Source organism: Shinella sp. JR1-6 (assembly GCF_004284735.1).
Taxonomy (GTDB): Bacteria; Pseudomonadota; Alphaproteobacteria; order Rhizobiales; family Rhizobiaceae; genus Shinella.
In genome coordinates, this window is the sequence record NZ_SHMI01000001.1 from 20,813 (window position 1) to 45,002 (window position 24,190).

At 65.0% G+C, this 24,190-nt stretch carries 21 protein-coding genes; 16 read left to right on the top strand and 5 right to left on the bottom strand.

The genetic code is table 11. The annotated features are described in order from the left end of the window. Nucleotides 1–77 precede the first annotated feature (77 nt). Nucleotides 78–1,628 (bottom strand): hypothetical protein, encoded by a 1,551-nt coding sequence (locus tag EXZ48_RS00085; RefSeq protein ID WP_023513673.1) that lies wholly within the window; start codon nt 1,626–1,628, stop codon nt 78–80. 155 nt (nt 1,629–1,783) lie between these two features. Next, nucleotides 1,784–2,857: a GntR family transcriptional regulator gene (locus tag EXZ48_RS00090; RefSeq protein ID WP_165909246.1), complete on the bottom strand. Its 1,074-nt coding sequence runs from the start codon at nt 2,855–2,857 to the stop codon at nt 1,784–1,786. 270 nt (nt 2,858–3,127) lie between these two features. Here EXZ48_RS00090 and EXZ48_RS00095 point away from each other — a divergent pair, with 270 nt between their 5' ends. From EXZ48_RS00095 to EXZ48_RS00150, 12 genes are all read left to right on the top strand, one after another. Further along, nucleotides 3,128–3,943 carry an ABC transporter ATP-binding protein gene (locus EXZ48_RS00095; RefSeq protein WP_023512831.1) on the top strand — a complete coding sequence of 272 codons (816 nt, stop codon included), beginning with the start codon at nt 3,128–3,130 and terminating at the stop codon, nt 3,941–3,943. Beyond that, complete coding sequence (locus tag EXZ48_RS00100; protein WP_130513932.1) at nt 3,940–4,731, top strand: ABC transporter permease; 792 nt, start codon at nt 3,940–3,942, stop codon at nt 4,729–4,731. Before EXZ48_RS00095 ends, EXZ48_RS00100 begins: the two co-directional genes overlap by 4 nt. Then, complete coding sequence (locus EXZ48_RS00105) at nt 4,728–5,507, top strand: ABC transporter permease (RefSeq protein WP_130513933.1); 780 nt, start codon at nt 4,728–4,730, stop codon at nt 5,505–5,507. Before EXZ48_RS00100 ends, EXZ48_RS00105 begins: the two co-directional genes overlap by 4 nt. A gap of 37 nt (nt 5,508–5,544) precedes the next feature. Continuing rightward, nucleotides 5,545–6,588: an ABC transporter substrate-binding protein gene (locus EXZ48_RS00110; RefSeq protein ID WP_165909247.1), complete on the top strand. Its 1,044-nt coding sequence runs from the start codon at nt 5,545–5,547 to the stop codon at nt 6,586–6,588. Between the two features lie 66 nt (nt 6,589–6,654). After that, nucleotides 6,655–7,722: a Gfo/Idh/MocA family protein gene (locus tag EXZ48_RS00115; RefSeq protein WP_130513935.1), complete on the top strand. Its 1,068-nt coding sequence runs from the start codon at nt 6,655–6,657 to the stop codon at nt 7,720–7,722. Continuing rightward, the gene (locus EXZ48_RS00120; protein WP_023515437.1) at nt 7,713–8,738 is read left to right on the top strand and encodes a Gfo/Idh/MocA family protein; all 1,026 of its coding nucleotides are present in this window, start codon (nt 7,713–7,715) and stop codon (nt 8,736–8,738) included. Before EXZ48_RS00115 ends, EXZ48_RS00120 begins: the two co-directional genes overlap by 10 nt. 10 nt (nt 8,739–8,748) lie before the next feature. Continuing rightward, the gene (locus tag EXZ48_RS00125; RefSeq protein ID WP_165909248.1) at nt 8,749–9,714 is read left to right on the top strand and encodes a glucokinase; all 966 of its coding nucleotides are present in this window, start codon (nt 8,749–8,751) and stop codon (nt 9,712–9,714) included. Nucleotides 9,715–9,937: 223 nt separating this feature from the next. After that, nucleotides 9,938–11,587, top strand: a complete 1,650-nt coding sequence (locus EXZ48_RS00130; RefSeq protein ID WP_130513937.1) for an ABC transporter substrate-binding protein — start codon at nt 9,938–9,940, stop codon at nt 11,585–11,587. A 39-nt stretch (nt 11,588–11,626) separates the two neighbouring features. Continuing rightward, a complete protein-coding gene (locus EXZ48_RS00135) occupies nt 11,627–12,673 on the top strand; it encodes an ABC transporter permease (protein WP_130514212.1) in 1,047 nt (348 codons plus the stop codon). Beyond that, nucleotides 12,670–13,587: a nickel transporter permease gene (nikC, locus tag EXZ48_RS00140; protein WP_130513938.1), complete on the top strand. Its 918-nt coding sequence runs from the start codon at nt 12,670–12,672 to the stop codon at nt 13,585–13,587. The genes EXZ48_RS00135 and nikC overlap by 4 nt, the downstream gene beginning before the upstream one ends. Then, nucleotides 13,584–14,417: an ABC transporter ATP-binding protein gene (locus tag EXZ48_RS00145; protein WP_050743624.1), complete on the top strand. Its 834-nt coding sequence runs from the start codon at nt 13,584–13,586 to the stop codon at nt 14,415–14,417. Before nikC ends, EXZ48_RS00145 begins: the two co-directional genes overlap by 4 nt. Continuing rightward, entirely contained in the window at nt 14,414–15,163 is a 750-nt protein-coding gene (locus tag EXZ48_RS00150; RefSeq protein WP_130513939.1) for an ABC transporter ATP-binding protein, read from the top strand. The genes EXZ48_RS00145 and EXZ48_RS00150 overlap by 4 nt, the downstream gene beginning before the upstream one ends. Nucleotides 15,164–15,169: 6 nt before the next feature. Here EXZ48_RS00150 and EXZ48_RS00155 read toward each other — a convergent pair whose 3' ends face one another. Beyond that, nucleotides 15,170–15,643 carry an Lrp/AsnC family transcriptional regulator gene (locus tag EXZ48_RS00155; protein ID WP_130513940.1) on the bottom strand — a complete coding sequence of 158 codons (474 nt, stop codon included), beginning with the start codon at nt 15,641–15,643 and terminating at the stop codon, nt 15,170–15,172. A 176-nt stretch (nt 15,644–15,819) separates the two neighbouring features. On the opposite strand from EXZ48_RS00155, the gene putA reads away from it, so the two are divergent. Then, entirely contained in the window at nt 15,820–19,506 is a 3,687-nt protein-coding gene (gene putA / locus EXZ48_RS00160) for a trifunctional transcriptional regulator/proline dehydrogenase/L-glutamate gamma-semialdehyde dehydrogenase (RefSeq protein WP_207900342.1), read from the top strand. Nucleotides 19,507–19,565: 59 nt separating this feature from the next. Here putA and EXZ48_RS00165 read toward each other — a convergent pair whose 3' ends face one another. Both EXZ48_RS00165 and EXZ48_RS00170 read right to left on the bottom strand, forming a co-directional pair. Then, nucleotides 19,566–20,153, bottom strand: coding sequence for a UbiX family flavin prenyltransferase (locus EXZ48_RS00165; RefSeq protein WP_130513942.1), 588 nt, complete (start codon nt 20,151–20,153; stop codon nt 19,566–19,568). After that, nucleotides 20,150–21,661 (bottom strand): UbiD family decarboxylase, encoded by a 1,512-nt coding sequence (locus EXZ48_RS00170; protein ID WP_130513943.1) that lies wholly within the window; start codon nt 21,659–21,661, stop codon nt 20,150–20,152. Before EXZ48_RS00170 ends, EXZ48_RS00165 begins: the two co-directional genes overlap by 4 nt. A gap of 104 nt (nt 21,662–21,765) precedes the next feature. Between EXZ48_RS00170 and EXZ48_RS00175 the strand changes: the two genes are divergently transcribed. From EXZ48_RS00175 to EXZ48_RS00185, 3 genes are read left to right on the top strand one after another with little or no spacing between them, the layout of a single operon-like run. After that, nucleotides 21,766–22,272 carry an SCP2 domain-containing protein gene (locus tag EXZ48_RS00175; protein WP_023514985.1) on the top strand — a complete coding sequence of 169 codons (507 nt, stop codon included), beginning with the start codon at nt 21,766–21,768 and terminating at the stop codon, nt 22,270–22,272. Further along, complete coding sequence (locus EXZ48_RS00180) at nt 22,263–23,240, top strand: peptidase U32 family protein (RefSeq protein WP_130513944.1); 978 nt, start codon at nt 22,263–22,265, stop codon at nt 23,238–23,240. The genes EXZ48_RS00175 and EXZ48_RS00180 overlap by 10 nt, the downstream gene beginning before the upstream one ends. A 9-nt stretch (nt 23,241–23,249) precedes the next feature. Further along, entirely contained in the window at nt 23,250–24,185 is a 936-nt protein-coding gene (locus EXZ48_RS00185; protein ID WP_130513945.1) for a U32 family peptidase, read from the top strand. The last annotated feature ends 5 nt before the right edge of the window (nt 24,186–24,190 follow it).

Sequence of the window (24,190 nt, forward strand, 5' to 3'; positions counted from 1 at the left end):
GATGAGTCTCCCATTGCCTCATGAATCTTCATTGCTTGCTTTCAACGTCGCGGAAAACGGAGGGCCTCTCCGCCTTCCTATTCGCAAAAGATCGGACTTGCCCAGTTCCACTGGCCATTGGCCTGGCGCATGCGGGCGTAGATCCAGTCGCCCGTGCGCAAGGGGTCGATGGCGAGCTTTCCGCGCCACTGCCATTGATGCGGGCGCGGCAGCGGATGCAGGCGGAAGGCGGGGCTGTCGATCGGGCCGAGATTGCCCGAAAGCGCGCCCTGGAGCAGACGCTCGGCGCTTACCTCGAAATTCTGGCCGTCGAGCACCAGTCGGACCTTCGCATCCGGTGTGATGCGGATGCGCGCCGCAATCGCCTGCATCGAGGCTGTGGTGTTGTTGGGGTTGGCGATCGAGCGGATCGCAAAGTCGATGCGGTTGCCGGAAAGGCGGATATCGTTTTCGTCCTTCGCGTCGCCGCCGCCCTCGAGCGGCGAGACCACTTCGGAACCGCGCAGGCGCGGCTCGACGGAGAGGATGTCGCCGCCGGCAAGTTCCAAAGAACCTTGCCAGTCGTGGAATTTTCCGCGAGCGCCCCAGCCGAGTTCCAGCACGAGCAGGGTTTCCATGCCGCTCCCGGCATTGTCGATCGGGTTTTGCTGCAGGTCCGGGGTCACCCGGCCGATGACATCGCCGTTGCGGATGAGGTCGATATAGTCGATGGCGCCGCCTGCGACCGCTTCGAGTTCAAGCGCCGCTTGGCCGCCGGCCGCAACGCTGCCGCCCTGCATGGTGTCGCCGATCGCGAAGAAGAGGTGGCTTGCATCGCCGGTAAGGGCATTGGTGCGGCGCCGGTGGATGCCGTTCCAGAGGGCCGTGCGGGAATTCTCCGGTGCATAGACGGCCGAGCGGCCATGGCCGTAGGAGCCGGGATAGCCGCTGTGATGGTCGGTATTGCCGAGAAAGCCGAAGCGTATGCCGCGGTTGAGGCCATGGCGGGCGGTGGACTGGCCGTCGCTCGGGCCCATGGAGTGCAGGAACGGCCGGTCCATGACGGATGTCTCGGAACAGCCGTGCATGGAGATGATCTCCATGACCGGCGACAGGTCTTCGACGACCGTGTCCCAGTTCACGCCGCGCGCGCCAAGGCGGTAGCCGATATGGTGCGGAAAGGCGAAAACGCCGTCGCCATAGGTGGCGCGCAGCTTGGCATGCAGCTCGGCCGGCGTATCGGCCTTGATGACCTCCTGGCGGGCGATGTCGCGATAGACGATCGTGTAGTCGCCATGGGCGAAGGAATGGATTTCGTAGCCTGGAAAGACGGTGAAGGCGCCGGGTTCGTCGGCTGCCGCCAGTGTATCGAAATGGGCATCCCACAGCTTTTCGAGCTTGGCGAAACCCTTGACGTGGAAATCGACGATATGGGCGACACGCGGGTCGTCGACCGGCATGTCGGGCCAGTAGGCGTGCCCCGTGACGGAGACGAAGTCCAGCTGGCGGCGGGCGCGGCGCAAAGCCTGCTCGAGGCTGCCGTGGCCATAGGAAATGTCGCAGTGATTGTGGATGTCGCCATAGAACGGCCGGACGCCAAAGCGCGAGGCAAGTGGCTGTAGCCGTTCCGGCAGACGCTCACCCAACATATCGCACCCCTCCCCATTGCGAATGGCCAGGAAGCGTCGTGCTCCAGGCAAATTCGGCTGATACAATATGTATTGTACCGTAACAGATGCATTTCTTGATGCAAGCGTGTTTTTGGGCTGATGATGTATGTCGTCGTCCGGCTGGCGTGTGTCTGTCAGCGGGACGGCGCGCCGGTGCTTTCGCGGAACTCGGCAACGCAGTCGAGATAGACGATCTGGGGCGCCTCGCGCGGCGTTTCGATACGCTTGTGGATGACCTCGATCAGGCTCCTTGCGGCCGCCAGATACGAACTGCCGGCCATGCTCATGAAGCCGAAATGTTCGGTCGGAACGTCGTGGTGGCCGAGTACGACGAGGCTGAGGTCCTGCGGGCAGGAGATGCCCATTTCGGTGAGGCATTGCCGGATGCCGAGCGAGTCGGAAATGCCGAGCGTTGCCATTGCCGTGAAAGGAAGCCGGCCGTGCCGGTCGACAAGTGCGCCGAGCGCTGTTTTCAAGGCGTCACCGACCCGCTGCGTGGGGTGCAACACACCGCCGAGCGCGATGCTTTCGGTGTGCTCCCAGTCCGTCTTGTGGCGGCGGCCAATGCGGTCGAAGGCGCGCCGCACGGAGAGGATCGGCTGCGCCATTGAATCCAGCGAAACCAGGGCGATGGAGCTGTGTCCCAGCTCCGAAAGATGCTCGAGCGCGAGGTCCAGCGCCTCCTCCCAGTCGGTGCCGACCCGGTCGATATCGACGCCCGCGACGGAGTTGCCGTCGACGACGAGGGCGCGCGTCTTGCCCTGGAGCAGATTGAGCAGCCGGATCGGGATGTTCTCGTAGTGGGACTGGAGGATCGCAGCGTCGAAATCCGGAACCGATGTCAGGATGTCCAGCAGATGGCCCGTATTGTGGTAGGAGATCTGCACCACCTTGCTGCCGGTGCGCGACAGGTGCCCGACGATGTGGTTCTGCACCAGCACGCAGCGCTCGTTGAGGCTGGCATTCGACAGGATCAGAAGGCTGTCGAGGTGTCTGGCGGGGCCGGCGCTATCCTGCGTGGCCGCGTCGCCGTCCTTGACAACATAGGTTCCGCGGCCGACCTGCGAGGTGAGAAGCCCTTCTTCGCGCAGACGCGTCAGCGCCTCCTGCACGGTCGCCTGGCTGACCTGATGGCTGCGCATCAGCTCACGCACCGTCGGCAGCCGCGCGCCGTCGTCGAGTCGGGCAATCTGGTCCCTGAGGGACACAAGGACCGCATGTGAAGAGGCTGCGCGCAAGGGTCTGCCCCGTTCGTCGATTCGTGTGTGTTTCTTGTTGCTTCTAACCGGATACATTTTGAATCCCGCCCCGGCAATCCCGCCGTTCCCGCGGATGGTCGGGGGAGGCGGGCCTCCTGTTCGTGTTTGATTGTATTATAGCGGATACAAATTGCACTTTACAATTTGATTTTCACGTATACGCTTGGCTTCCGGATCGGCAAAGACCGTCCGTCGCAGCGATCGGAAGGGGAGTCCGTCGTGTCGCAAAGCCAAGTCATCGAACGACGCAGCCCGGTCGGCCGGGCGGAAGGCCAGAATCCTGCCGGAACGGACTTCATCCGCATCGACAGTGCGCGCAAGGTGTTCACGCAGCGCAGCGGCGGCGCCGTTCCGGTGCTCGACAGCATCGATCTTTCCATCGCAGAGAACGAATTCGTTTCGTTCATCGGCCGCAGCGGCTGCGGCAAGACGACCCTCCTCAACATGATCGCCGGACTTGAGGACGTTTCGGCCGGCCGGATCACCATTGCCGGCAAGGTCGTTACTGGACCGGGACAGGGGCAGGGCGTCGTCTTCCAGCAGCATGCGCTGTTTCCCTGGCTGACGGCGGTGGACAATGTCGCCTTCGGTTTCCGTAAATCCGGCCTTGCCAAGGCCGAGCGCCGGCGGCGCGCCCTGGAACTCCTGGCGCTCGTCGGCCTTGAAGCGGCGGCGGGGCGCTATCCGCGGGAAATGTCGGGCGGCATGCAGCAGCGCGTCTCCATTGCCCGCGCGCTGGCGCTCGATCCGCAGATCCTCCTGATGGACGAGCCCTTCGGTGCGCTCGACGAGCTGACGCGCATCGAACTGCAGCAGGAGCTGCTGCGTATCTGGGAGGCGCGGCGCAAAACGATCGTCTTCGTCACCCATTCGATCAGCGAGGCCTTGATGCTGTCGGACCGGATCGTGCTTCTGGCGCCCAATCCGGGACGTATCAAGCGCATCTTCCCGGTCGACCTGCCGCGTCCGCGCCTGCGCACCGATCCGACCTTCAATGCGCTCTACCAGGCCATCTGGAACGAGCTTTCGACATGACGCGCAAACTCGTCCGGACACTTCCGCCGCTTGCCGCCTTTGCGGCACTCCTCCTCCTCTGGGAGGCCGGCGTGCGCTACGGTGTCCTCAAGCCCTACCAGTTCCCGCCCGTCAGCCGTATCGCGCAGGGTTTCGTCGAGTTGTCGACGACGGGCTTTCCGACCGGCGTCTCGATCTGGTCGCATGCACTGACCACCATCCTGCGTGTGCTGCAGGGCTACGGCGCGGCGCTGGTCCTTGCGATCCCGCTCGGTCTCGTCGTCGGCGCCCTGCCTGTCGTGGACAAGCTGACGGCACCGCTGATCGTCTTCTGCCGCTCGGTCGCGACGCTCAGCCTCCTGCCGCTGGTCATCGTCTGGTTCGGCGCGGGCGAGCTGACCAGGGTTTTCCTCATCGGCTACGGCTGCTTCTGGGTCATGCTGTCCAATGTGATTGCCGGCGTGCGCTATGTCGATCCGATGCTTGTCCGCGCGGCGCGAATTTTCGGGCTGAGGGGGCTGGAGCTCTATCGCAGCGTCGTGCTGCCCGCCGCCCTGCCGCGCGTCTTCGCCGGCGCGCGCATGGCGCTCGGCGTCGGCTTCATGGTCATCGTCGGGGCCGAGATGATCGGCACCATCGAGGGGCTCGGTGCGCTGATCATGGAGGCCCGTACCTTCTACCGCAGCGAGATCACCATCATCGGCATGCTGGTCATCGGCCTCATCGGCTTTGTCATCTCAGCCGGCCTGATGGCGCTGGAGCGCGCCATGCTGCCCTGGGCGGCTGAGCTCGAACGGGTGCGCCGATGAAGCCGTTTTCCCGCCTTTCCGCAGCAAGCGACCTGACCCTCGGCCTTATCGGCGCGGTCCTTGCCGTCGCCGCCTGGGAAATCAGCGCCGGCACCGGGCTGATCGATCCGGCGATCTTCCCGAGCCCGTCGCTCGCGATCCGCGCCGCGGCCGAGCGCCTGACGGCTGAAACTGTCGCCGACAACCTGTTTTGGAGCCTGCTGCGCGTCTTTTCCGGCTTCCTGCTCGGTGCGCTGGTGGGTGCGGCAGTCGGCATCGCGGCGGGATGGTATCGTGGCTTCGGCGCCATCGCGCGGCCGCTGATCGAGCTGCTGCGCCCGATCCCGCCGCTCGCCTGGATCCCGCTTGCGATCATCTGGTTCGGTCTCGGCGAGCCGTCGAAGTTCTTCATCATCTTCCTCGGCGCCTTCTTCCCGGTCGTCACGGCCGCTTATCAGGGTATGCGCAGCATCGATCCTATGCTGCTGAAGGCGGCGCAGACCTTCGGTCTCAGCGGCGTGCCGCTTCTCCTGCGTGTCGCCGTACCGGCCGCCGCGCCCGATCTGGCAACGGGCGTGCGTATCGGCTGGGGGCTGAGCTTCGGGGTGCTGGTCGCCGCCGAGCTGATCGCCGCCGACCGGGGGCTTGGCTACATGATCATCAACGAGCGCAACACCGGTGGTTCCGTTGGCGTCATCGTCGTCGGCATCCTGCTCATCGGCGCGCTCAACCTTGTCACCGACGCGGCGATCGGCGCCGCGATCAAACGCTGGATCGGGCGCTGGCATGGCGCCTGAACGCAGGCCTCATTCACACAACAAGAGGGAGAACCACATGCGCATCGTCTTGAAATCCCTGATATCCGCCGCCATGGCCGGCCTGCTCCTTGCAGCCGGCCCGTCCGCCGCCACGGAGGTTGAAACCGACACGCTGTCCATCAGCATCGGTCCGGACCTGCCGTTCCTCGTCCATATCGTTGCCAAGGAGAAAGGCTGGTTCGACGAGGCCGGCTTCAAGACTGTCGAGTTCAAGACCTTTGCGTCCGGCAATCTCGCCGGTGAGGCGCTGCTCGCCGACGAGATCCAGCTCTGGACACCCGGCAACCTGCCGCCGGTCTCGATGGCGCACAATGGCGTGCCCGTCGTGATCCTCGGCACGAATGCCGTCAGCCACGGGCTGGAAAAGATCGTGGTCCGCAAGGATGCCGGCGTCGAGAACCCGGAAGACCTCGCAAAGGTGAAGTTCGGCCTGCTGGTCTCCTCCACCTCGGGCGCCTTGCTTGCCAATGTCGCCAAGCACTACGGCCTCGATGCGGCAAAGCTCCAGACGGTGAACCTTGCGCCGCCGGAGGCCATGGCCGCCATGGCCAACAACGAGATCCAGGGCATCATCTTCTGGGAACCCTTCCCCTATCGTGCGGTGCAGGAGCAGGGCGCCAAGATCGTGCATACGGGCACGAAGAGCTTCTTTGCCAGGAACAGCGGCGAGGATGTCGCCGTCTCCAACAACCGGACCGTCTGGGTCGCCTCGCAGGATTGGGTGCGCGCCCATCCCGTCGCGACCGAGGCGCTGGTGAAGGTTCTCACCAAGGCGCAAGCCTATGTCGCCGATCCGGCCAACAAGGACGAGGTCCTGAAGATCTTCTCCGATTTCCAGAAGCAGCCGGTGGAGATGAACAGTGCGCTCCTCGGCGACTACACCTTCAAGCCGGATGTCGATGCGTCCTATGTCGAGGACATGGCGGCAATCGCCGACTACCTCAAGGCGACGAACCGTATTCCGGGCGAGGCGAAGGACGCGCTCACGTACACCTACACCGCCCCACTGAAGGCGGCGAACGCCGCAGCTGTGTCGGTTGAGGGCCAGTGGGCACCCTGACCTCCTGAAGAAACCGGGCGCCTGCCATGGCGGGCGTTCCCTTGTCACCCAAGCGGATTGATCATCATGTCCCGTTCGGCTGCCGATCGGATCGCCGTCGCTGTCATCGGCGCGGGTTTCATCGCCGACTACCACATCAACGGTCTTCGTGCCGCCGGCGGGGCCGATATCGCCGTTCTTGTCGGAAGGCGAGCGGAGGCAACAGAGGCGAAGGCTGCTGCGCTCGGCATCGGCCGGGCCGAGACCGATTATCGCCGCGTGCTGGACGACGGCACGATCGACGCCGTCGTCATCGCGACGCCCGACGACACGCATGAGCGTATCGCGATCGATGCGCTGGGGGCTGGTAAGCGGGTGCTCCTGCAGAAGCCGATGGCGCTCTCCAGCGAACAATGCCGTGCCATCCTTGCTGCAGATGAGCGGGCGGGACGGCACCTTACCGTCAGTTTCATGCATCGTTATTTTCCCGAGGTGCGCTGGCTGCGCAGCCAGATCGAGGCCGGTACGCTTGGCGCCATCCACTCCGTGCGCCTTCGCAACGCCACGCCGGGAGCGGACTGGAACGACTGGTTCTTCAAGCCCGGCAACGTTTCGGGCGGCGTCGTCATGCAGCTCGGGGTGCATGGCATCGACCTCATGCAACATCTCCTCGGCCCGATCGAGTCTGTTGCCGCCGACATGATGACGGCGCGGCCCGAGCGCCGGCTGGCCGACGGGAGAACGGTGCGGACGGAGCTCGAAGACAATGTACTCGCCACCTACAGGGTGGCCGGCGGCACACGGGTGAGCCATGAGATGAGCTACACCGAACTTGCCGGATGTGACCGTTTCCGCCTGGAACTCTATGCCGAGCATGGCACGGTCTGGCTGCGCACCGAGCGTGGCGGAGCAGCCATCAACGCGCCATCCGTTACCGGCATGGCGGGCTGGTCGGGGCCCGACCTGCCGGATGAGCCGCTTGGTGCGGCCCATCATCGCCACTGGTTGTCGACTGTGCGTGGCGAGGCGCCGGCCGACGACACGGCCGCCGCCGGGCTGCGCTCGATCGAGGTGGCGGAAACACTTTATGCAGCAGCGCAGGCCGGCACGCGAATGCCGGTCGGCGGGGAAGGGGAGAAGGCCGGATGCGCCTGAAGATCGCGATACTCGGCGTCGAGCACTACCACGCCAACTTCTGGACCCGTGCCTTTCTGGAGCGGCCCGAGGTGAAGGTCGTCGGCGTCTGGGATGCGTCCGAAACGGCGGCTGCGGACTTTGCCGCCCGTCACGGCCTTGAGGTTGCACACGATCTTGCGACCCTCATCCGCAAGAGCCACGCGGTCGCCATCTGCTCGGCGACGGATGCGCATTTGCCACTGGTGGAGGCGGCCGCCGCGGCCGGCCGGCCGGTGCTTTGCGAAAAGCCGCTCGGCATCGATCAGGCGCAGTGCGATGCCATCGCCGACGTGGTGGCCCGCACGGGCATCCGCTTCATGCAGAGTTTCCCGAAGCGCTTCGATCCCGCCAACCATGAGATCGCGCGCCTCCTGAAAGAGAAGACGCTTGGCCGGATAACGCTGTGCCGTGTGCGGCATGGTCACAGTCACGGCCTGACGGAGACCTTCCGCTCTGCCTGGTTCGTCGATCCGGCGCGCTCGGGCGGCGGCACGCTGCTCGACGAAGGCGTGCACGCCGCTGATTTCCTGCGCTGGATGTTCGGCGAGCCGGAAACCGCCTATGCCACGCTCTCGTCCACGCTCGGCCTGCCGGTGGAGGACACGGCAGTCGCCACCTTCCGCTATGCGGATGGCATGATTGCCGAGGTGACGACGAGCTGGTGTTTTGCCGGCGCCGATACATCGATCGAGATCTACGGCACGGAAGGATCGATCCTGCTTTCCGGCGTGGACATTGCCTCGCGTCCGACACGCGAGACCGATTTTTTGCGTGTTTTCCGGCGCGGCGAGGAGGGGGGATGGTCGGCCTCGCCGATCGTGCCTTCGTTCAAGACGGGCGTGTTTCACGAGCATGTCGCCTGGGCTTTCGTCGATGCCCTGAAGCACGGTGGTCCGATGCCCGTCACCCTGGAAGACGGCCGCAGGGCCTTCGCGATGATCGATGCGGCCTATCGTGCCGCTGCCGCCGGCACGGCCCAGCCGATTGCACGATAGGCGGATCCCCATGCTTGCACTTGCCTGCGATATCGGTGGAACCAATACCCGCCTTGGCCTCGTTCGTGACGGCGTCCTGCTCTCCGAGAGCACGAGCAGTTATGCCAATGATGATTTCGAGGACTTTTATGCCGTGGCGGCGGCGTTCCTGCGCGAGCGCGGGGAAAGCCGCGTCGACCGTGTCTGCATCGCACTTGCGGCCGTGGCGACGGCCGAAGGGGCCACGCTGACGAACCGGGACTGGACCATCAGACGAGATCGCGTGGCGTTGACCTCCGGTGCTGACCGGGTCGATTTCATCAACGATTTCGAGGCGCTCGGCTACGCGATGGGTCAGGTGGAAAGGCTGGAGACGCAATGCCTGACGCCGGGCAGGGCATCCGGGCAGCCGGGGCCACGGCTGGTGCTCGGTGCCGGTACGGGCTTCAATGCTTCGGCCTGGTGCCCCTCCCGTTTTGGTGGAGCGCCCCGTGTCGTGGCGGCGGAATGCGGGCACATGACGCTGCCGCTCGCCGGCGAAGTGGAGTTTTCGCTGCAGGGCGCGCTTTCGGTGGGGCGCGGGCGGGCGTCGGTGGAGCGTGCCCTGTCGGGCCGCGGCCTCTTCGAGATCTATCAATGGCAATGCGCCCAAGCCAGGCGCGGGCCCCTTGCAACGACTGCGGTTGAGGTGTCGCGGCTTGCGGTCGCGAAGGCGGACAGGGACTGTGAAGAGGCAGGTCATGTGTTCATGCGCCTGCTCGGGCGGGTCTGCGGCGATCTTGCGCTCGCCTATCTGCCCTTTTCGGGCGTCTATCTCTCGGGCGGCGTCTCCCGCGCCTTTGCCGGGCCTCTCTCGCAAGATCAGACGTTCCTCGAAGCCTTCCTGGCGAAGGGCCGTCAGGCGGATTTCATGGAAAGCTTCCCCGTTCACCTGCTTCTTGACGACCGCACAGCACTTCAGGGTTGCGCGGAATGGTTGCGTCTTTCGGCCGTGTGATGCAAGCGGTGTCGCGCCGCTTTCGTTAGCAAAGGCTTTCATATTGCTTGGCAATCGTCATTCCTGTCGTTCCCGCAGGAGTGGCGCCGGATGATTTCCCCTGTATCGTCCTGAAGGGGGATTGTCTTTGCCGTCGATATCGTGATTGAATTTTAAAAATGGCATCGGATGCACGCGCGTGCATGGGGCGCCAAGGGAAAATCGTGTGAAACGGGGAACTGGAATGATCAGGGAAAACATCACCGTACGCGTTAGTCCGCTGCTTGCCGGCGTAGCCTTTTCGTTGTTGCTAGCGTCCGGCGGCGTGGCGCCGGCCTTTGCCGAGACGCCGGCCGATACGCTGGTGCAGGCCTGGGCGATCGATGACACGATCACGCTCGACCCGGCCGAATCCTTCGAGCTGAGCCCTGCCGAATTCCTCGGCAACGGTTATGACATGCTGGTGCGCCTTGATGTTGCGGATACGACCAAGGTCAAGGGTGGCATCGCCGAGAGCTGGGAGGTCTCCGAGGACGGCCTGACCTATACGTTCAAGCTGAAGCCCGGCATCAAATTCGCGTCCGGCAACCCGGTCACCGCCGAGGATGTCGCCTGGTCGTTCGAGCGTGTCGTCAAGCTCGACAAAAGCCCGGCCTTCATCCTCACCCAGTTCGGCCTGACCGGCGACAATGTCGCCGAAAAAGCCAAGGCAGTGGACGCGGGCACATTCGTCTTCACCGTCGACAAGGCCTATGCGCCGAGCTTTGTGCTCAACTGCCTCACCGCGACGGTGGGCGCGGTGCTCGACAAGAAGCTTGTCATGGAGCATGCCGAAGCCAAGACGCCGAGCGATGAATACAAATACGATACCGATTTCGGCTATGCATGGCTGAAGACCAACTATGCCGGCTCCGGCCCGTTCAAGATTCGCGACTGGCGCGCCAACGAAATCCTCGTGATGGAGCGCAACGACAACTACTACGGTGACAAGCCGGCGCTCACCCGCGTCATTTACCGCCACGTCAAGGAAAGCGCGACCCAGCGCCTGATGCTCGAGGCCGGCGATATTGACGTCGCGCGTAATCTCGAGCCGGGCGATTTCGAGGCCGTTTCCAAGAATGCCGATCTTGCCACCACCAGCGCGGCAAAGGGCACGGTCTACTATATCAGCCTCAACCAGAAGAACGAGAACCTCTCCAAGCCGGAAGTGCGCGAGGCGCTCAAATATCTCGTCGATTATGATGCGATCGGTGCCACGCTGATCAAGGGTATCGGCGAGATTCGCCAGACCTATCAGGCCAAGGGCGTGCTCGGTGCGCTCGATGCGAGCCCTTACAAGTTCGACGTTGCCAAGGCGAAGGAGCTTCTGGAAAAGGCGGGCCTGAAGGACGGCTTCTCCGTCACCTTCGACGTGCGCAACACGCAGCCCGTGACCGGCATCGCCGAATCCTTCCAGCAGACCGCAGGCCAGGCCGGCGTGAAGGTCGAGATCATTCCTGGGGATGGTAAGCAGACGCTGACCAAGTACCGCGCCCGCAACCACGATATGTATATCGGCCAGTGGGGCATGGATTACTGGGATCCGAACTCGAACGCGGAAGCCTTCACGTCGAACCCCGACAATGGCGACGAGGCCTCGGTCAAGACGCTGGCCTGGCGTAACGCATGGGATATCCCTGAGCTGACCGCAGAGGCGAAAGCTGCGCTTCTGGAGCGCGACAACGACAAGCGCGCCGAGATGTACAAGAAGCTGCAGCAGCAGGCGCTGGATACAAGCCCCTTCGTCATGATCTTCCAGCAGACCGAAGTGGCCGGTGTGCGCGGCGCGGTGAAGAACTACAAGCTCGGCCCGACCATGGACACGAACTTCCTCGCCACCGTGTCCAAGGAATGACCCGGAAGGATCGGTTCCTTGAGCACTGCTGAAAGACAAATGCCGGCAAGGCGCGCCAACCGGCGCGCCTTTGCGACCCTCAAGTCGATCGCCGGCTTCGTCGTGGTCGTCGCCACCACCTATCTCGGCCTTCTCGCCGTCACCTTCTTCATCGGCCGTGTCGTGCCGATCGATCCGGTGCTGGCGATCGTCGGTGACCGGGCGCCCGCCCATGTCGTTGAACGCGTGCGGCAGGAAATGGGCTTTAACCTGCCCTACTACCAGCAGTTCTTCCTCTATGTGAAAGGCGTGCTGCAGGGCGACTTCGGCACCTCGGTGCTTACCACCAATCCGGTGATGACCGATATTCGCCGCGTTTTCCCGGCGACCATGGAACTTGCCACCGTCGGTACGCTCATCGGGGCGTTCTTCGGCATTCCGCTCGGGGTGCTTGCGGCCGTCCGGCGCGGCAGCCTTGCCGACCAGATCGTGCGCATCGTGGGTCTCGTTGGCTACTCGGTGCCGATCTTCTGGCTCGGCCTCCTTGCTCTCCTGGTGTTCTATGCCCGCCTCGGCTGGGCATCCGGTCCCGGCCGCATCGATGTGGTGTTCGAATATACCTTCACGCCGATCACCGGCTTTTTCCTGCTCGACGCGATCCTCAACCGCGACTGGGCGGCCTTCCGCGACATCGTCTCGCATATCGTGCTGCCGGGCTCGCTGCTCGGCTATTTCTCGCTTGCCTATATCAGCCGCATGACGCGGTCCTTCATGCTGAATGAACTCGGCCAGGAATACATCGTCGCGGCGCGCGCCAAGGGCCTGTCGGAAACCCGCATCATCTGGGGCCATGCGCTGCGCAATGCGGCCGTGCCGCTCGTTACGGTGATCGCGCTCTCCTATGCCGGCCTGCTGGAGGGCTCGGTGCTGACGGAGACCGTCTTCGCCTGGCCGGGCCTTGGCCTCTACATCACAAATTCGCTGCAGAATGCCGACATGAACGCGGTTCTCGGCGGTACCATCGTCATCGGTTCCGTCTTCATCGCCATCAACCTGTTATCCGACGTGCTCTACCGCATGCTCGATCCGCGGACGAGGACACGATGAACGAGACTGCCATGACCCGCCGTGAATGGCTTTTGACCGACCGGCCGCAATCGCGCCTGCAGGCCCGGCTCGGCCGCGCCTATGTCACCTGGCGGCGGTTTGCCGCCAACCGGCTTGCCGTTATCGGCTTGCTGATCATCCTTGCACTGATCGTGCTTGCGGTTTTCGCGCCGCTGCTGGCGCCGCATTCGCCCTATGTCGGGGACCTTGCCAAGTCTCGCCTGCTGTCGCCGGACGCCACCCATTGGCTCGGCACGGATGACCAGGGCCGCGATATCCTTTCGCGCCTTGTCTACGGCTCGCGCCTGACGCTTCAGGTCGTGCTGCTGGTCGCCATCATCGCCGCGCCGCTCGGCCTTCTGGTCGGCACCGTCGCCGGTTATGCCGGCGGCTGGGTGGATGCCGTGCTGATGCGCATCACCGACATCTTCCTCGCCTTCCCGAAGCTCGTGCTGGCGCTCGCCTTCGTCGCGGCGCTCGGGCCCGGCATCGGCAATGCCATCATCGCCATTGCCATCACCTCCTGGCCGCCCTATGCGCGCATTGCCCGCGCCGAGACGCTGACGGTGCGAAACTCCGACTATATCTCGGCCGTGCGGCTGATGGGCGCCTCGCCCTGGCGCATCGTGCTGCGTCACATCATGCCGCTCTGCATCTCCTCGCTTATCGTGCGCGTGACGCTCGACATGGCGGGCATCATCCTGACGGCGGCAGGCCTCGGCTTCCTCGGTCTCGGCGCGCAGCCGCCGCTGCCGGAATGGGGCGCGATGATCGCCTCTGGCCGCCGCTTCATCCTCGACCAGTGGTGGGTGGCCGCCATGCCGGGTTTTGCCATCCTCGTCGTCAGCCTCGGCTTCAACCTCTTGGGCGATGGCCTGCGCGATGCGCTGGATCCCCGCGGGAGCAGCCAATGAGCGCGCTTCTCGACGTCAAGGAGCTTCGCGTCACGTTCCCCACCCGCACCGGCGTAGTCGAGGCGGTGCGTGGCGTGTCCTTCACGCTCGGCCGAGAACGGCTCGGCATTGTCGGCGAAAGCGGCTCGGGCAAGTCGCAGACCGGCCGCGCCATCATGGGGCTGACGCCGGAGCACGGCCGGATCTCGGCGGAAAAGCTGGATTTCAACGGCATCGATCTCACCGCGGCCTCGAAGGCGGAGCGGCGCGCCCTGCGCGGCAAGCGCATCGCCATGATCCTGCAGGATCCGAAATATTCGCTCAATCCGGTCATGAGCATCGGCCGCCAGATCATCGAGACGCTGCGCACACACGAGCCGGTCGGCAAGGCGGAAGCGCGCAGGCGAGCGCTCGACATGCTGGCCGCCGTGCAGATTCGCGACCCCGAACGTGTCTTCGACCTTTATCCGCACGAGGTCTCCGGCGGTATGGGCCAGCGCGCGATGATCGCCATGATGCTGGTGGCGGGACCGGAGCTTTTGATCGCCGACGAACCGACCTCGGCGCTCGACGTGACCGTCCAGCTCGAGGTACTCGGCATCCTCCACCGGCTGGTCGCCGATCGCGGTATGGGGCTGATCTTCATCTCGCACGATCTCAGGCTGGTGTCGTCTTTCTGCGACCGGGTCATTGTCATGTATGCCGGGCGCATCGTCGAGGAGTTGCCGGCCTCCCGGCTTTCCGAGGCCGAGCACCCCTATACGCGGGGCCTGCTCAACTGCATGCCGAAGATCGGTGTCGATCGGCATCCCTTGCCGGTTCTCGACCGCAAGCCGGAGTGGGCGCTATGACCGCGGCTCTTGCCATCGACGGCCTCAGCGTCGTCTTCGACGATTTCGTCGCCCTTGAGAATGTCAGCCTCGTGGTGGCGCCGGGCGAATCTTTCGGGCTGGTCGGCGAATCCGGCTCCGGCAAGTCGACGCTGCTGCGGGCGGTTGCCGGGCTCGCGCCGGTTTCCGGTGGCACGATCACCGTTGACGGCAAGGTGCTTGGCGACAAGCGCGACAAGGCCTTTTATCGACAGGTGCAGATGGTGTTTCAGGATCCCTATGGATCGCTGCACCCGCGCCAGACGGTCGACCGGCTGTTGCTGGAACCGCTCGCCATCCACGGCTTCGACAATTCTGAAAGCCGCATCGTGCGGGCGCTGGACGAGGTGGGGCTCGGCGCGAGCTTCCGCTTCCGCTATTCGCACCAGCTTTCCGGCGGCCAGCGCCAGCGCGTGGCGATTGCCCGGGCCCTGATCCTCGAACCGTCCATCCTGCTGCTCGACGAGCCGACCTCCGCACTCGATGCCTCGGTGCAGGCCGAGGTGCTGAACCTGCTCGAACAGGTGCGCGCGGCGCGCAAGCTCACTTTCGTCATGGTCAGCCACGACCTTGCCGTCGTCACCCATATGTGCGACCGGCTGATGGTCATGCAGCACGGGCAGGCGGTGGAACAACTCGCCTCCACGGACCTTGCGGCGCACCGGGTGACACAGGACTATACGCGCAGCCTGCTCACGGCCAGCGAAGGCTTCCGTCGCAACGGCTGACCGGGTTCATCGCCCGCCTTCCTTGATGGATTCCATGGCGACGGAGGTCGAGGTGCTGGCGACATTCGGTAGGCTCGAGATCTTCTCGCCCAGCACCTCCCGGTAGCGGCGGATATCGGCGGTGCGGATCTTGATCAGATAGTCGAAGCGGCCGGCGATCATGTGGCACTCCTCGACCTCCTTGATCTTGCGCACCGCACTGTTGAAGGCGTTGAGCGCCGCTTCCTTGGTGTCCGAAAGCTTCACCTCGGCGAAGGCGACATGATCGAGCCCGAGTTTCTTCGGGTTGAGCACGGCGCGGAAGCCGTCGATATAGCCGTCATTGATCAGGCGTTGCAGACGCAGCGTGCAGGGTGTCTTCGAAAGCCCGACGATTTCGGACATTTCTGTGATGGAAATCCGTGCATTTTCAACGAGAAGATCGAGGATCTTGCGGTCGATCGCGTCTATTTCACTATAGATAGGCTTTATCTTGGACATTAATCTCACTTCTGGCGCGAATATATGGAGATAGATCCTGTTTATGTTCCCATAATGGTGAGAAAATCGCAAGGCAATCGACTATCTTCCGCGCCAGCGCCATGAGGCTGGAATGCATCGGCAAGCGGTGTATCCTCTCCTCGCATCCAGTGGCCGAACCCGAGATGGTGATGGAAATGGTCCAGTCTGCAAACGAACAACAAATCTCCGCTTTCGCTGATTTTGCGCCGCCGATCCGGCCGCAGAGCGAGCTGCGCCAGCGCATCACCGCCGCCTATCGTACGCCGGAAGAGGACGCGGTTCGCCCTCTGCTCGAAAAGGCCACCCTTCCGGCAGATGCTGTCGCGCGCATCCGGGAGACCGCCCGCACGCTGATCGTCGCGCTGCGTGCCAAGCACAAGGGCTCCGGCGTCGAGGGGCTGGTGCACGAATATTCGCTCTCCAGCCAGGAGGGCGTCGCGCTGATGTGCCTTGCCGAGGCGCTGCTGCGCATTCCCGACAACGCGACCCGCGACGCGCTGATCCGCGACAAGATTTCGGAAGGCGACTGGAAGTCGCATATGGGGGGCGGTCGTTCGCTCTTCGTCAATGCCGCCACCTGGGGCCTCGTGGTCACGGGCAAGCTCACCTCCACCGTCAATGATCGCGGCCTTTCCGCTGCCCTCACGCGCCTCATCGCCCGCTGCGGCGAGCCTGTCATCCGCCGCGGTGTCGATATGGCCATGCGCATGATGGGCGAGCAGTTCGTCACTGGCGAGACGATCGACGAGGCGCTGCGCAATTCGCGTGCCATGGAGCGCAAGGGCTTCCGCTATTCCTACGACATGCTCGGCGAGGCGGCGACGACGGCCGCGGATGCGGAGCGCTATTATCGCGACTACGAAAACGCCATCCACGCCATCGGCAAGGCCTCGGCCGGCCGCGGCATCTATGAAGGCCCCGGCATCTCGATCAAGCTGTCTGCGCTGCATCCGCGCTATGTGCGCGCCCAGGCAGAGCGGGTGATGGGCGAGCTGCTGCCCAAGGTGAAGGCGCTGGCCGCCATCGCGAAGTCCTACAATATCGGCCTCAACATCGATGCCGAGGAGGCCGACCGGCTGGAGCTGTCGCTCGATCTGCTGGAGGAGCTTTGCCACGATCCGGCCCTCGCAGGCTGGGATGGCGTCGGCTTCGTGGTGCAGGCCTATGGCAAGCGCTGCCCCTTCGTGCTTGATTTCATCATCGATCTTGCCCGACGTTCCAACCGGCGCATCATGGTGCGCCTCGTCAAGGGCGCCTATTGGGACGCCGAGATCAAGCGCGCGCAGCTCGACGGGCTGGAAGAGTTCCCCGTCTTCACGCGGAAAATCCACACGGACATCTCCTACATCGCCTGCGCCCAGAAGCTGCTGGCGGCGAAGGATGTGGTCTTCCCGCAGTTTGCCACGCACAACGCCCAGTCGCTCGCCACGATCTACCAGCTTGCCGGTCCGGATTTCCGCGTCGGCGACTATGAGTTCCAGTGCCTGCACGGCATGGGCGAACCGCTCTATGACGAGGTCGTCGGCCAGGAGAAGCTGAACCGCCCGTGCCGCATTTATGCACCGGTCGGCACGCATGAGACGCTGCTCGCCTATCTCGTCCGCCGCCTGCTGGAAAACGGTGCGAATTCCTCCTTCGTCAACCGCATTGCCGATCCGGCCATCTCGGTCGACGAGCTCATCGCCGATCCGGCGGGCGTGGTGCGCGCCATGCCAGTGCCGGGCGGCAAGCATGACAAGATCGCGCTTCCCGCAGACCTCTACGGCAAGGGCCGCCTGAATTCCGCCGGCCTCGATCTTTCCAACGAGACTGTGCTGGCGAGGCTGGCGCAGGACCTTGCGAAGACGGCTGCCGTCGAATGGCAGGCCGTGCCTGTCATCGCCGACGGTTCCAGCGAGGGCGAGCGGCGGGCGGTGCTCAATCCGGCCGATCACAGGGACATGGTCGGTACCGTCATCGAGACCACGGATGCAGGCGTCGCGAAGGCCGCGAGGCTTGCGCTGGAAGCGGCTCCGGCCTGGGCGGCGGTGCCGCCGCGCGAGCGCGGCGACCGGCTCGACCGCGCCGCCGACCTGATGCAGGCGGAGATCGCGACCCTGATCGGCCTTGCCATCCGCGAGGCGGGCAAGTCCGCCGCCAATGCCATTGCCGAAGTGCGCGAGGCGATCGACTTCCTGCGCTACTATGCCGAACAGGCGCGGCGCACGCTGGGTGCCGGCCATCCGCCGCTCGGCCCCATTGTCTGCATCAGCCCGTGGAACTTCCCGCTGGCGATCTTCTCCGGTCAGATCGCGGCCGCGCTCGTCGCCGGCAACCCGGTGCTGGCAAAGCCGGCGGAGGAAACGCCGCTGATCGCCGCCGAGGCCGTGCGCATTCTGCATGAAGCCGGCATTCCGGTCGGTGCGCTGCAACTGCTGCCGGGCGACGGCCGCGTCGGCGCCGCGCTTGTCGGTGCGCCGGAAACGGCAGGCGTGATGTTCACCGGCTCGACGGAAGTCGCCCGCCTCATTCAGAAGGAACTCTCCGGCCGCCTGTCGGCTGTCGGCAAGCCGATTCCGCTGATCGCCGAGACCGGCGGACAGAATGCGATGATCGTCGATTCCTCGGCGCTCGCCGAACAGGTGGTGTTCGACGTCATCGCCTCGGCCTTCGACAGTGCTGGCCAGCGCTGCTCGGCGCTACGCGTGCTGTGCCTGCAGGAGGACGTCGCCGATCGTACGCTCACCATGTTGAAGGGCGCGCTTGCCGAACTGAAGATCGGCCGCACAGACAAGCTCAGTGTCGACACCGGCCCGGTCATCACCGCGGAGGCCAAGCAGACGATCGAGGCGCATATCGAGAAGATGCGTGCGCGCGGTCGAAAGATCGAGCAGGTGGCGCTTCCCGCGGAGGCCGCCCTTGGCACCTTCGTTTCGCCCACCATCATCGAGCTGCAGTCGCTTGCCGATCTGGAGCGCGAAGTGTTCGGCCCGGTCCTGCATGTCATCCGCTACAAGCGCGAAGACGTCGACCGCCTGATCGACGACATCAATGCGACGGGTTACGGCCTGACTTTCGGCCTGCACACGCGCCTCGATGAGACGATTGCCCATGTCACCGGCCGTGTGAAGGCTGGCAATATCTACGTCAACCGCAACATCATCGGCGCCATTGTCGGCGTGCAGCCGTTCGGCGGCCGGGGGCTCTCGGGCACCGGGCCCAAGGCCGGCGGCCCTCTCTACATCGGCCGTCTCGTGCAGGTCCCGCCGGTTCCCCCGCAACACAGCTCCGTCCATATCCAGCCGGCAGCGCTCGATTTTGCGCAGTGGCTGCGCGGAAATGGTAAGTCGGAACTTTCGGATCGAGTGCGGGATCTCGGCAGCAATTCGGCGCTCGGACTGGACCTCGAACTTCCCGGCCCCGTCGGCGAGAAGAACCTTTACGCGCTCCATCCGCGCGGCCGGATCCTTCTCGCGCCGATGACGGAAGAAGGGTTGCTCGCCCAGCTCGGCGCGGTGTTCGCCACGGGCAACAGGGCGGTGATCGATGCCGCTTCCGGGCTCCAGTCCACACTTGCCGGCCTTCCGGCGAGCCTTGCGGCCCTGACTTCCTGGTCGACCGAGTGGGTGGCGGATGGTCCCTATGCGGGTGCGCTCATCGAAGGGGACGGGGAGAGGGTGGTCGAGGCCGCCCGCCGCATCGCGGCGCTGCCCGGCCCGCTTGTCCTGACGCAGGCCGCCACCACGGCGGAAATCCGGGCGGGCGCGGAAGCCTATTGCCTCAACTGGCTGCTCGAGGAGGTCTCGACCTCCATCAACACGGCCGCCGCCGGTGGCAATGCGAGCCTGATGAGCATCGGCTAAGGCATCAAAAAACCGGGCTGCTCCTTCGAGCGGCCCGGTTTCATACCTTGCCTTTTCCGTTATCCCGCGCCCTCGGCCCCCTCCCAGGGGCGCGCAAGAGACGGGTGCGGCATTGCCAGAAGATCGATGGCGCGGGCGGCAAGGTGGTCGACGATATCGGCCACGGATTGCGGGCAATGGTAGAAGGCCGGCACCGGGGGCATGACGATGGCACCCATCTCCGTCACGGCGCACATGTTGCGCAGATGGCCGAGATGCAACGGCGTCTCGCGCGCGAGAAGAACGAGCCGGCGGCGTTCCTTCAGTTGCACATCGGCAGCACGGCCGATCAGCGTGTCCGTCCGGCCGGTGGCGATGGCCGAGAGCGTCTGCATGGAGCAGGGCGCGACGATCATGCCGCGGACGGGGAACGAGCCGCTGGCAATCGACGCGCCGATATCGTTTGTCGGATGGTGGCGATGGACGAGCGGCAGCAGGCGTTCCAGCGCGTCCGTGCCGCATTCGAGATCCAGCGTGCGGCGCGCGGCATCGGAGACCACGAGATGGATCTCGACGTCGCCGAGCGCGGCGAGCCGCTCGACGATGCGCACGGCAAGTCCTGCACCGGAGGCGCCGGTTACGCCGACGATCACCCGTTCTAAGCTCATGCAGACGGCTCCGAAAGGCCGAGAGAAGCCCAGAGGTGGTCTACCCTCGCGACGACGTCGGGTGTCATAGTGAGGACCCGCCCCCATTCCCGCTCGCTCTCCGTGCCGATCTTCCGCGTCGCATCCAGCCCGAGCTTGCCGCCGAGTCCGGATTTGGGGGAGGCGAAGTCGAGATAGTCGATCGGCGTGTTTTCCACGAGCATCAGGTCGCGGCCGGCATCGAAGCGGGTGGAGAGCGCCCAGATCACGTCCGGCCAGCTTTTCACGTCGATATCGCCGTCGACGGCGATGATCAGCTTGGTGTAGCTGAATTGCGGCAGCATGGACCAGAGGCCCATCATCACCCGCCGAGCCTGGCCGGGATAGCGCTTGTCGATGGAAACCACCATGGCACGGTAGGAGCAGGCCTCGGGCGGTAGCCACAGGTCGAGGATTTCCGGGAACTGCCGCTTGACCAGCGGCACGAAGAGTTCGTTCATCGCCTCGCCGAGTCTTGACGGCTCGTCCGGCGGCCGGCCGGTATAGGTGGAAAGATAGAGCGGGTCCTTGCGCAGGGTGATCGCCGAAAGCGTCATGACCGGGAAGGGCTCGACGGCATTGTAGTAGCCGGTGTGGTCGCCATAGGGGCCTTCCTCCGCCGTCTCGTCGGCCGAGACTGTGCCTTCGAGCACGATCTCCGCGCTGGCGGGAATGGGCAGCGGGACGGTAAGGCCGCAGGCCGTCTCCTGCCGGCGGCCGCTGAGCGCGCCGGCAAAGCTGAGCTCGCTCATGCCGTCGGGCAGCGGCATGACGGCGGAGAGGATCGTCGCCGGGTCGGCGCCGATGACGACCGCAACCGGCATGTCGCGCCCTGCCGCCTGCCAGAGGCGATGGTGACGCGCGCCGCCGCGATGGGCGAGCCAGCGCAGGATGAGCCGGTTCTTGCCGAGCTTCTGCATGCGGTAGATGCCGACATTGATGTCTGCCGGATCGTCCGGTGCCTGCGTGATGACGAGCGGCCAGCTGACGAGGGGGGCGGGTTCGCCCGGCCAGCAGGTCTGGATCGGCAGGCGGTCGAGATCGGCGTCTTGGCCTTGCCAGACGGTCGCCTGACAGGGGGCGCGACGGACCGTGCGCGGGTTCATCGACAGGGCGGCCTTCAGATGCGGCAACTTCTGCCAGGCATCGCGCAGGGAGCGTGGCGGCCTGGGGTCGCGCAGGTCGGCGAGGAAGGCGGCAAGGTGCGGCAGGTCGCCGGCCTCAAGGCCGAAACCCCATTCGATGCGTTCGCGTGTACCGAAGAGATTGGCGAGAAGTGGAATGGGCTGAATGCGGCCCGCGGCATCCACCGGCCGCTCGAAGAGCAGCGCCGGCCCGCCCTCGGCCAAAACGCGGCGATGGATTTCTGTCACCTCGTGGACGAGCGAGACCGGCTCGCGGATGCGCGTCAACCGCGCCCGCCGCTCAAGGAGGGCGATGAAATCCTGAAGACTGTCGAAACGGCGCGGAACGGGTGAATCGGCTTTCATGGTGCTCCCTTGCCGGGGAAAAACGTCACGGTCTTTGTGCTGGCGCAAACTCTTGGCGCCCGAGGCTGCCTAGGGTCCGGCCGTTCGTTTCTGGAAAGTCCTGCATGCCATCGCTTCCGCCTCTTCTCGTCAAACCGGTCGATCTTGCGCCTCTCTGGCTCGTAGAACGGGTGGCGCGCCACCTGTTTTCCGGTGTGCTGAAGGCCCATCCCGATCTCTTCGAGCGACTTGGTGAGTATCGCCAGACCCGCTACGGATTCTCGCCGGTCGATCTGCCGCTGCATTTCACCGTCGTGCCTGCCATGAAGGCGCTGGCCGTCTCGCGCGGCGCGGCTCCGCTGGTCGATGCGCGCATCGAGGGGCCGCTGGTGCTGCTTCTCGGCCTGCTCGAAGGCCGCTGCGATGCCGATGCGCTGTTCTTCTCGCGCGACCTTTCGGTCACCGGAGACATGGAGGCGATGCTGGCGCTGCGCAACGCACTCGACGACAGCGCCATCGACCTGCCGCGCGAACTCGGTGCGCTGGCCGGCCCGCTGTCGCCGCTCATTGCCGGCACGGCGCGCTACATTCGCAGCAAGGCGCTCGAAGGAAGGGACGCGACATGGAACTGATCTGCCCCGCCGGCACCCCCGCCGCCTTCCGTGAGGCGGTGGAGGCCGGTGCCGATGCCGTCTATTGCGGCTTTCGCGACGAGACCAATGCCCGCAACTTCCCGGGCCTCAATTTCAGCCGCGAGGAATTGCGCCAGTCGATCATGCTCGCCCGCCGCAAGCATGTTGAGACCTTCGTCGCGCTCAACACCTTCATGCGCGCGGGTGACGAGGCGCTGTGGTACTCGGCCGCCGATGACGCGGTGGCGATGGGCGCCGATGCGCTGATCCTCGCCGATTTCGGCCTGATGGCCTATGTGGCGGAAAAATATCCGGACCAGCGGCTGCACGTTTCCGTCCAGGCCTCCGCCTCGAACCCGGAGGCGATCCGCTTCCTTGTCGAGGCCTTCGGGGCAAAGCGCGTCGTGCTGCCGCGCGTTTTGACCGTGCAGGACATCGCCCGACTGACGCGCCAGATCGACTGCGAGGTCGAGGTCTTCGCCTTCGGCGGGCTCTGTGTCATGGCGGAGGGGCGATGCTCGCTTTCCTCCTATGCGACGGGAAAATCACCCAACATGAACGGCGTCTGCTCGCCGGCGAGCCATGTGCGCTACCGGCAGGACGGCGCGGACCTCGTCTCCGAGCTCGGCGCCTATACGATCAACCGCTTCGGCCCCGACGAAGCGTCGGGCTATCCGACGCTCTGCAAGGGGCGTTTCGAGATCGGCGATGTCGAGGGCTACGCCTTCGAAGATCCCGTCTCGCTCGATGTCATCGACGAGATCGACGCGCTGCGGGAGGCCGGCGTCTCGGCGCTGAAGATCGAGGGGCGCCAGCGCGGCAAGGCCTATGTCGCCGAGGTGGTGTCGTCGCTCAAGAAGGCGCTCGGTGCATCGTCCGGCGAGCGCGCCGCGCTTGTCGCCCGGCTGCGTGCGATGAGCGAGGGCCAGCGCACGACGACGGGCGCCTATGACAAACGCTGGCGATAGGAGACGCTGATGGCGACGACAGGCAAACCGGCGCTGAGCCTCGGGCCGGTCTATTTCCTCTGGGACGGACCGAAATGGCGGGATTTCTACCTCCGCATCGCCGACGAGGCGGCGGTGGAACATGTCACGCTCGGCGAGACGGTCTGTTCCAAGCGCCAGCATTTCAGCGAGCCGCATGTCGCCGAGGTCGTCGAGCGGCTGGAGGCGGCGGGCAAGCGCGTGACGCTCTCGACGCTCGCCATGGTGACGCTGCCGCGCGAAAGCCGGCATGTGCGCGACCTGATCGCCGATAGCCTGCATCCGGTGGAGGCGAACGATCTTTCCGCGCTCGGCCTTCTCAAGGACCGGCCGCATTCGATCGGCCCGCTGGTCAATGTCTACAATGCGGCGACGGCCCGCACGCTTGCCGCCCGCGGTGCGCAGAACATCTGTCTGCCGCCGGAGCTGCCCGCCGGCTCCATCCGGCAGATGCTGGAGGCCATGCCGGATTTCTCCTTCGAGGTCTTCGCCTTCGGCCGCATGCCACTTGCCATTTCCGCACGCTGCGCCCATGCCCGCTCCAAGGGGCTGACCAAGGACAATTGCCAGTTCGTCTGCGGCGAGGAGCCTGATGGCCTGCCGCTGCGCACGCTCGATCGTCAGTCCTTCCTTGTGCTGAACGGTGTGCAGACCCTGTCGAACAGCTGCGTCGTGCTTGTCGACGATCTTGCGCCGCTCGTCGAGGCGGGCCTGTCGCGCGTGCGGCTCTCGCCGCAGGATTGCGACATGGTGAAGGTTGCGAGCCTTTACCGCGCGGTACTCGACGGCAGGATCAATGGCGAGGAGGCGATTGCAGACCTGGCAAAAGTCTATCCCGGCGTTCGCTTTTCGAACGGTTTCCTGCACCGGCAGGAGGGCGCGGCCTGGGTGTCGCGCGGGCGCAACGCGGCGATGGGGCGGGACTGACGGCC

Excerpts from the sequence above, each read along its gene's own strand:
- EXZ48_RS00085 (WP_023513673.1), bottom strand. The coding sequence starts at position 1,628 with ATGTTGGGTGAGCGTCTGCCGGAACGGCTACAGCCACTTGCCTCGCGC.
- EXZ48_RS00100 (WP_130513932.1), top strand. The coding sequence starts at position 3,940 with ATGACGCGCAAACTCGTCCGGACACTTCCGCCGCTTGCCGCCTTTGCG.
- EXZ48_RS00105 (WP_130513933.1), top strand. The coding sequence starts at position 4,728 with ATGAAGCCGTTTTCCCGCCTTTCCGCAGCAAGCGACCTGACCCTCGGC.
- EXZ48_RS00110 (WP_165909247.1), top strand. The coding sequence starts at position 5,545 with ATGCGCATCGTCTTGAAATCCCTGATATCCGCCGCCATGGCCGGCCTG.
- EXZ48_RS00115 (WP_130513935.1), top strand. The coding sequence starts at position 6,655 with ATGTCCCGTTCGGCTGCCGATCGGATCGCCGTCGCTGTCATCGGCGCG.
- EXZ48_RS00120 (WP_023515437.1), top strand. The coding sequence starts at position 7,713 with ATGCGCCTGAAGATCGCGATACTCGGCGTCGAGCACTACCACGCCAAC.
- EXZ48_RS00125 (WP_165909248.1), top strand. The coding sequence starts at position 8,749 with ATGCTTGCACTTGCCTGCGATATCGGTGGAACCAATACCCGCCTTGGC.
- EXZ48_RS00130 (WP_130513937.1), top strand. The coding sequence starts at position 9,938 with ATGATCAGGGAAAACATCACCGTACGCGTTAGTCCGCTGCTTGCCGGC.
- EXZ48_RS00135 (WP_130514212.1), top strand. The coding sequence starts at position 11,627 with ATGCCGGCAAGGCGCGCCAACCGGCGCGCCTTTGCGACCCTCAAGTCG.
- nikC (WP_130513938.1), top strand. The coding sequence starts at position 12,670 with ATGAACGAGACTGCCATGACCCGCCGTGAATGGCTTTTGACCGACCGG.
- EXZ48_RS00145 (WP_050743624.1), top strand. The coding sequence starts at position 13,584 with ATGAGCGCGCTTCTCGACGTCAAGGAGCTTCGCGTCACGTTCCCCACC.
- EXZ48_RS00150 (WP_130513939.1), top strand. The coding sequence starts at position 14,414 with ATGACCGCGGCTCTTGCCATCGACGGCCTCAGCGTCGTCTTCGACGAT.
- EXZ48_RS00155 (WP_130513940.1), bottom strand. The coding sequence starts at position 15,643 with ATGTCCAAGATAAAGCCTATCTATAGTGAAATAGACGCGATCGACCGC.
- putA (WP_207900342.1), top strand. The coding sequence starts at position 15,820 with ATGGTCCAGTCTGCAAACGAACAACAAATCTCCGCTTTCGCTGATTTT.
- EXZ48_RS00165 (WP_130513942.1), bottom strand. The coding sequence starts at position 20,153 with ATGAGCTTAGAACGGGTGATCGTCGGCGTAACCGGCGCCTCCGGTGCA.
- EXZ48_RS00170 (WP_130513943.1), bottom strand. The coding sequence starts at position 21,661 with ATGAAAGCCGATTCACCCGTTCCGCGCCGTTTCGACAGTCTTCAGGAT.
- EXZ48_RS00175 (WP_023514985.1), top strand. The coding sequence starts at position 21,766 with ATGCCATCGCTTCCGCCTCTTCTCGTCAAACCGGTCGATCTTGCGCCT.
- EXZ48_RS00180 (WP_130513944.1), top strand. The coding sequence starts at position 22,263 with ATGGAACTGATCTGCCCCGCCGGCACCCCCGCCGCCTTCCGTGAGGCG.
- EXZ48_RS00185 (WP_130513945.1), top strand. The coding sequence starts at position 23,250 with ATGGCGACGACAGGCAAACCGGCGCTGAGCCTCGGGCCGGTCTATTTC.